The following is a 7,827-nucleotide window of genomic DNA, read 5'->3' as shown; positions in this document are numbered from 1 at the left end:
GCAGAACTCAATTTAGTTTCTCCTGCTTTAAGTTTGTCAGCGACAGTTTGACGATTCTTAACTACTTCTGCAATATTGTTTAAGAATATATTCTCTTTTCTTTTAGTTGGTTTTAGCAACTCTAGGACATAAGTTAATTGCATATTATCACCTTTGATTTTCAATATAGTGTTGGATAGTTTCTGAACTAACATTACCAGAAGTAGCTACAAAATAGGCTCTAGTCCATACAGAACCTTTAATGTTCAATTTTGGAAAGTGTTTTGATATTCTTCTTCCAGTAGTACCTTTAATGATATTCATTAGCTTACTAGGAGAATACTTAGGCAAAGTTGATATAAAAAGGTGTATATGGTCTGGCATTATTTCAGTAGCTAACACTTCAAAATTATGTGTATCAGCTAATTCATTAATGGTATCTAAGGTCAGTTGTTTAATTTCAGGATTATCTAAAATATGTTTTCTGTATTTAGGTATCCATATAAAATGATAGTTTAAAAGGAACTTTGCGTGCCTTGTACTGTTGTAGGTATTCATTGTTAAAAACCCCTTAATATCAGTTATTAACTGTATTATATCATAAAAGGGGTTCGTATTCAAGAAATGTATTATATAAATAATTTTAATTTTCAAGTCGATTAAAAATTAAAATAGCCGATTCATCCCCGCCCTTTAACAAGAGCGAGGCTTTCTCGGCTACAATTCGGTAATTAACCCACTTAAAAAGAATAATTCTCTAATACTCGGGCCAACTCCACCTCTATTTCAGCCTCTGGTATCTCAGCAGTAATTTCACCCTGCTCATATTCGGGCCAAAAATGGGTCAGCAACACTTTGCCAACTTGAGCTTCAATTCCCAATTGAACGGCCTGCTTGACAGTCAAGTGACCAGCTTTTGTATACTCCCGATCCTTTTCTAACAAGCTCGCCTCTGCCAATAATAGATCTGCATTAGCAGCAAACTCTACTAATGATTCTTCCCAACCTGTATCAGCAGTATAGACAAGTTTCTTAGTTCCATCATCAACCTTGATTGCATAACACTCCTTAGGGTGATTACTTCTTTGGAAACTGACCTTTAAATCCTCTAATTCAAACTCTATCTCTTGAGCAACCTGCTGTAAATGAAACTCTTGGCCCACTTTAGCTTGGATAAATTCTAACTCTTCCCCGCCATCAAAAGGCAGATAAACTGCTAACGCCTCCTCCCTCTTGCCCTGCTCAATACTCTTCATCATTCCATAATGCATCGGCAATAGATCTAAGCAGTGATCTTGATGCAAATGAGAGATAATAATCGCATCCAATTGGTACAAAGGCATTATCTGCTGTAAATTGCTCAATGTTCCCGGGCCAACATCAATTAAGATATTCTGCTCGTCAGCCTGTAATAAATAGCCTGAGCAAGCAGCATCTGCAGTCGGATATGGAGAACGATTACCTAAGACAGTCAACTTCATAATTAACACCTCATTTTCCTTTTGCTTTCTATTATAACATATCTAGCCTGACTCGCAATCAATAAATTCAACTCTGACACAATATTAATATAAAGTGGCACTTTGCCACTAAATATCAGTGTACAGTTTACAGTTGACGGTTGACAGTTAAAACCATTAAAAACTTAAATCAAAATCACTATAAACCTGCCAACATAAGGCATTTCAAAGGTCTTAATTTTTTAAGGTTTTGATCTTAACTGTAAACTGTAAACCGTACACTGTCAACTCAATATTGTGGCACAAAAGTGCCACAATATTGTAATTAAGCTTTTGACCTTCAATCATCAATTGATTTTTAACTATTTACTGCTTCTGCCCGACTCCTCTAACAACTGCTATTAAGTAATAGATTGGAAAAAGTCCGGCTAACGGAAATAAAAGATACATACTAAGATTCTCAATAGATTCTTTTAAAACTTCATAATTCTCAGGTACCATAGCCAAAGCAGTTATAAGCAAAGCCAATGGTAAGACTAACGGCTTATACTCCTTTAAATTCAGCCATTGAGCAGTCCCTACTGCTACCGAAAAAAAATAACCTGCTATCACCATAAATCCAACTGGAAACCAAACAATCAGCAAAATTCCTTCAAAGCCTTTTAAAAAATCAGCAATCTCTAATAACCTGGTTAAAGAAAATATAGGAATAGTATGAAAGAGAGTAGATTGCACCCCTAATACACTGATAACTAAGACAACAATCAGTAGCATCTGAATCATAACAAATAAAAAACTGACCCCAGTTATTTTTTCTATAGAAGTCAATTTATTTAGATAAGCTAACCAAAAAGCCATAAATAATAAACCTACACTTAACAAAGCAAGTCCCCGTAGACTGGCTATCAAAATGGGTTCTATCCCATATTCTAAAAATGGTTGGAATCGATATAGATTACCCTTTTCCACTCCTACTAAAAAAATTACTACCACTCCAGTCGCCACTAAGGGTACAAAAAACTGACAGGTTCTAGCATAAACTTCAAATCCTTTCTTCAATACATAGACACTTAAGCCAATTAGTAACAAAACAAAGACAAGTGGAGGAGTTTCTGGCATTAAAATTATCATTACCTCAGTATTTAAGCGGAGAATCAGTGAAATAAAGAGAGTAATAGAGATAATATAGACAAAACCGATAAACTTACCTAAAAATTTTCCTAAAATCTGCGGTAAATACTGAATAACTGTCTGCTCAGGAAAAAGCTTAGCCAGTTTAATTATAAATATACTCAAACAGAATCCAATTAAGTAACTAGTAGGTACTGCTAACCAAGCATCCCTACCAGCTACTTCTGCCAAGTAAGTATTAATTATCAAAAATTTAGTATCGAATAATCCTACAAACAGTAAAAATATTACCTGACCTTTTGAGATTACCTCCTTATTCAAAATCTAACTCCTCCCCTACCATAAAATTAAATACAGGACCAAAAATACCCCACCCCCTAATAAAATAAAAAAAGTAATCAATTCCTTCCATAATTGCAGAGCAATCATCTTAGGAACCTCAACTAAACTGATCAATAAAACAATTAATACCATAGCAATTATTTCCATATAGCTCTACCATCCTTTAGTCTAAGCTAGGAAAAGTTCTAATTATAAATGGTCGGCGTATTTTGGCCTCTACATCCACCACTACTTCTAAAGAAGCAAATTCATCTTCCCATTCATCTTCTATTCTTCTCCACTCTTGAGGATACTTACGATACACTTCATCAGCAAATCCAAATATGTCAGCTCTAAACTCCTGCTGAGCTAGCTCTATAATATCTTTTATTTCATTTTCTATAGAGTTCACCAACTTCTTCTCAAGTGAATACCATCTATCTAACTTAGTGAAATCAACTGCAGTCTGCTGCTCACCTAAATTCCCTTCTGTCTCAATTTCGACTTTAATTACCAATCTACCATCCCTAAATTCAGGTTCTATACTGGAATTGGTCCGCAAGATTTCAACACTTAACTTCTGATCCTCTTCCCATTCCAAAACAATAATTGCACTTACTACCCTTCCTACAACCCAGTTTCTCCCTCTTGTCTCTCTTTTATCTAAAAAACCTTGCAATTGATCCCCTTTAAAGACAGCTCCTCCCTCTACATCTAACCTCGCACCTTCTAAATTTTCTACCGTCCCTACTACTGGAGCACCGGCCTTACTATTAACCTCTTCCAAAAAATCGAATAGATCAACATTAACAATCCCACCCATTGCCTCTTCTTCTTCCAACATATCAACAATTGCCATCGAAGGAATCCTCTCTAAGCCATGCTTGGCCCCGACAATATCCCCAGCTTCTCCTTTACTGATTACTAATTTTTGGCCTAATCTCAATTCGTGCTCCCTAACAAAAAAATCAAGGAAAGGCAATATTCCTTCCCGAGCCACTTCTTCACTGAACACAACTACATTATTGTACTGCCAAAACAATTTTCGACCTGCTTGCCTGACAAAATTTCGAACTGCATCAAAGACTGTCTCTCCTTGACTACTGAGAATCCAGACTGGATCTGCATCAGGAGTAGGCTCTCCCGCCGCAGGAACTCCAATCTCATGGGGTTTTAGCAACTGAGTAGTCACTTCTATCAGATCATCCTCTACTAAATCAACACCAACTCCTACCACAAAGGTACGATCTTTCATTTCGATATAGTTCCAACAACCGACTAGAAATATTACTGAACTGATCAAAACTAAGACTAAAACTTTTTTCTTCATTTTTTACTCCTTTTTAAAAATCATCCCCCTCAATCTCATCTCGATAGGGACTAGGCCTTTGCCCTAATTTACTCCGCCACCGATTATTTTTAGCTATTAACTCAGGTCTTTTAGCCATCAACCACCAAGGGACTCTGATAAAGACATCTTTCCAACCTTCAATATCCAATGGAGCTAATGGATATAAATAAGGTACTCCAAAAGAACGTAAAGAAGCTAAATGGATCACTAATGCTATACTAAAAGTCAAAACCCCTGGCAACCCCATAGCAGTTGCAAATAAGACAGCCACCAATCTCAATATAGTAATCGCACTTGTTAAAGGAGGAATAATAAAACTAGAGATAGCAGTCAAAGCAGTTACAATCACAACCGGAGCTCCTACCAAACCGGCATTAATCGCTGCATCTCCTAAGATGAGTGCCCCTACAATACTAATTGCCTGTCCTACAGCTCGAGGCATCCGCACTCCAGCTTCTCTTAAAATTTCAAATAAAAATCCCATTATTAACACTTCTACTGCCTTAGGAAAGGGAACACCTTCCGAGGCAATCGCTACAGAAATAGCCAACTCTGTTGGTAATAACTCAGGATGAATAGCAACAACTGCAACATACAGTGCTGGTAATAAGAGTGTAAGTACAAAAGCAATATATCTAATCAACCTAATTAATGAAACTAAATAAGGACCTGAATAATAATCCTCTGTTGTCATCAGACTCTCTACAAAGATATGAGGTACGGTCAACACAGTCGGAGTTCCAGCAACAAAGATTGCAATCCTCCCTTCTAAGATCTTACCTGCTACTAAGTCAGGCTTTTCACTATTAGCTACTGTAGAAAATAATGAGAGCGGATGGTCTTCAATAAATTCTTCGACATACCCTGACTCTAAGATAGCATCAATCTCTATCCTACTGACCCTACTTCTTACCTCATCTACAATCTTCTCATTAGCAATCCCTTTCACATAAGCTAAACAAATATTTGTCTTAGTCTGCTGACCTAAAACAATCCGTTCTAACTTTAAATTGGCATTATTAAGCTTTCTTCTTAATAGTGAAGTATTTACAGATAGATCTTCAACAAAGCTTTCTTTAGGCCCTCTAATTACCGTTTCTACCTCTGGCTTTTCCACTGCTCTACTTTCAAAGGCAACACTATCAATCAAGACTGCCTTTTCTTCATTATCTAAAAATAAAGCAGTCTTACCTGCTCCCACCCCTTCAACCACTTCCTCTATTGTAAAGACTTCCGATACATTAGCAGTAGAGATGATTGATTTCGTAATTTTTTCTAAATCAACTGCTTTTTCTCTACTATTCATTAATGGTGTTAAGATATTCTCACTAATAATCTTCTCTTCAGTTAAACCATCAATAAAGACTAGGAAAGCATCTTTACTCTTATCTTTACCAACTAAAAATTCCCTGATACAAATATCATAATTATCAGCGAAGACATCTTCAATTAATGCTAGATTCTGCTTTAATTTCTTTGCGATCTTCTTTCCTTCTACCATTTCAGAAGGAAGTTGACCTTGTTCTTCGTCCTCATTTGATAGTAACCAGAGTTTGACCTTATCTAGAAGTTTTTGAAACACTATTTAACCTCCAATTTCAAATTTAAGAAGCTTAACCAGTTGATTCTTTAGTATTTTTACCCACTAAATCAAATATTATTCTCCCCATCTAAAAAAAGGGCCAACATCTTTAATTATTAAAGATGTTGGCCCTTTTTCTATTTTATTATTTTGTTTTTACTGCTTTTACTTAAACTTACCTACGAGTCTTGTACACTCTCCGTGAGCATTGTCTTCATCACAACCCATGAAGATAATTTATTCACTCAACCTTAACCTAACTCACCATATTCCTTTATTTCCTGCTCATCAAGTAATTCGCTCCACTCCAGTACACTCTTCCCCTTAATAACTAACTTCTGATCCAAGTCTGCTAACGGACTCAAAACAAAGGCTCGTTCTTGAATTCTAGGATGTGGAATGGTCAGCTTCTGATCGGTTAAGACCAAGTCACCATACAATAAGATATCGACATCAATGATCCTTGGCCCCCATCTAATCTCCCGTTCTCTCTTTAAATCTTTCTCTACCCCTTGACACTCTTCTAATAATTGATAAGGGGCCAAATCGGTCTTGATTTCCAGACAGAGATTTAAAAAATTATCCTGTTCAGTATAACCCCACGGCTCAGTTTCATAAACCTTAGAGACCTTGCTCAATTCTGTTTGGGGAAAATTAGCGATCAACTCCACTGCTTGCTTCAAATTCTGCTCTTTATCTCCTAAATTAGTTCCTAATCCTAAATAAACTGACTCCATTCTAATTACTCCCTCGACTTCTTGTAATCTCCACTCCAACGTAATCAAATATTGCATTGACAGGTGCTTCCGGTTTTTTAACCCTGATCATCACTTCTTCAATCTTAGAAAACTCCTCTAAGATCTTGCTAGCTATATCTTCCGCCAACGCTTCAATCAAATCATAGTCCTGAGCATGAAATATCTCCTTGATTACTTCATAAACTTCAGCATAATTGATTGCATCATCTAATTGATCGCTTTGTCCGGCTTTTCTTAAATCTGAATATAACTCCAAATCTATAAAGAACTTTTGTCCGATTTCATTCTCTGCATTCAATACTCCATGATAACCATAAAAAGCTAAATTATTCAAGATTACTTTATCCATTGTTATCCCTACTTTCTAAAGATAGTATCAGTTACTTGAGCAGCTCTTAAATTTTCCTTAACATCATGAACCCTAACGATATCTATACCATGCATAATACCCATTACAGTTGTAGCTACAGTTCCTTCAACCCGTTCTTTCGGAGGCAAATCTAGTATTTCACCTAACATTGACTTTCTAGAAGTACCTAGCAATAAAGGATAGCCTAGCTTCTTTAGCTCTGGTAACCTTCTCATAATTTCCATACTTTCTTCTGCACTAATCCCAAAGCCAATCCCAGGATCTAAGATGATATTTTTCTCTTTAACCCCTGCATCTTTAGCAAGGTTAATACTCTTTCGTAGGAAATTCTTAATTGACTCAATAATATCTCCTCTATCATTACAAAAGCGACCATTATACATTGTTACAATTGGTACATCATACTCTGCAATTACCTGAGCCATATTTTCATCCCATTGTAACCCCCGCACATCATTAATAATATCTACTCCTAGCTCTAAAACCTCTTTAGCTACCTCCGCTTTATATGTATCAACAGAGATAGGAAGATCAATTTCAGATATAAGTTTATTTAGTACAGGAGTCAGCCTCCTTAACTCTTCCTTAGCACTTACCTTCTCCGATCCAGGACGAGTTGATTCTGCTCCTATATCAATAATATCTGCACCTTGAGCTACCATCTTTTTGGCCCGCTCTACTGCTTCATCCTTTTGAAAGTAATCTCCTCCATCTGAAAAACTATCAGGAGTTAAATTTAAGATTCCCATGATATATGTTTTAGTACCAAAATCAAACATCCTATCCCTCCAGTAATTATTAATTGATATATAGTGGCACTTTGCCACTATATATCAGTGTACAGTTTACAGTTGATATGGTTTCTATGGTTTTCA

General features: G+C 36.2%; 9 protein-coding genes. All 9 read right to left on the bottom strand.

Annotated elements, in window-relative coordinates; translation table 11 throughout:
- Nucleotides 1-147: 147 nt before the first annotated feature.
- Nucleotides 148-537: an IS200/IS605 family transposase gene (gene tnpA / locus MWH25_RS12190; protein ID WP_248627927.1), complete on the bottom strand. Its 390-nt coding sequence runs from the start codon at nt 535-537 to the stop codon at nt 148-150.
- 182 nt (nt 538-719) lie between these two features.
- Nucleotides 720-1,460, bottom strand: coding sequence for an MBL fold metallo-hydrolase (locus MWH25_RS12185; protein WP_248627926.1), 741 nt, complete (start codon nt 1,458-1,460; stop codon nt 720-722).
- Between the two features lie 345 nt (nt 1,461-1,805).
- A complete protein-coding gene (locus tag MWH25_RS12180) occupies nt 1,806-2,891 on the bottom strand; it encodes a GerAB/ArcD/ProY family transporter (protein ID WP_248627925.1) in 1,086 nt (361 codons plus the stop codon).
- Nucleotides 2,892-2,906: 15 nt separating this feature from the next.
- Nucleotides 2,907-3,059, bottom strand: coding sequence for a hypothetical protein (locus tag MWH25_RS12175; protein WP_248627924.1), 153 nt, complete (start codon nt 3,057-3,059; stop codon nt 2,907-2,909).
- Between the two features lie 16 nt (nt 3,060-3,075).
- Entirely contained in the window at nt 3,076-4,221 is a 1,146-nt protein-coding gene (locus tag MWH25_RS12170) for a Ger(x)C family spore germination protein (protein WP_248627923.1), read from the bottom strand.
- Nucleotides 4,222-4,234: 13 nt separating this feature from the next.
- The gene (locus MWH25_RS12165; RefSeq protein WP_248627922.1) at nt 4,235-5,824 is read right to left on the bottom strand and encodes a spore germination protein; all 1,590 of its coding nucleotides are present in this window, start codon (nt 5,822-5,824) and stop codon (nt 4,235-4,237) included.
- 251 nt (nt 5,825-6,075) lie between these two features.
- A complete protein-coding gene (folK, locus tag MWH25_RS12160; RefSeq protein ID WP_248627921.1) occupies nt 6,076-6,561 on the bottom strand; it encodes a 2-amino-4-hydroxy-6-hydroxymethyldihydropteridine diphosphokinase in 486 nt (161 codons plus the stop codon).
- A 1-nt stretch (nt 6,562) separates the two neighbouring features.
- Nucleotides 6,563-6,931, bottom strand: a complete 369-nt coding sequence (gene folB / locus MWH25_RS12155; protein WP_248627920.1) for a dihydroneopterin aldolase — start codon at nt 6,929-6,931, stop codon at nt 6,563-6,565.
- 8 nt (nt 6,932-6,939) lie between these two features.
- Nucleotides 6,940-7,731 carry a dihydropteroate synthase gene (gene folP, locus MWH25_RS12150; RefSeq protein ID WP_248627919.1) on the bottom strand — a complete coding sequence of 264 codons (792 nt, stop codon included), beginning with the start codon at nt 7,729-7,731 and terminating at the stop codon, nt 6,940-6,942.
- Nucleotides 7,732-7,827: the final 96 nt, after the last annotated feature.

The organism is Natroniella acetigena (assembly GCF_023227745.1).
GTDB lineage: Bacteria > Bacillota > Halanaerobiia > Halobacteroidales > Halobacteroidaceae > Natroniella > Natroniella acetigena.
The sequence above is the reverse complement of the archived record's forward strand: the minus strand, read 5'-3'. Positions and strand labels throughout refer to the sequence as shown.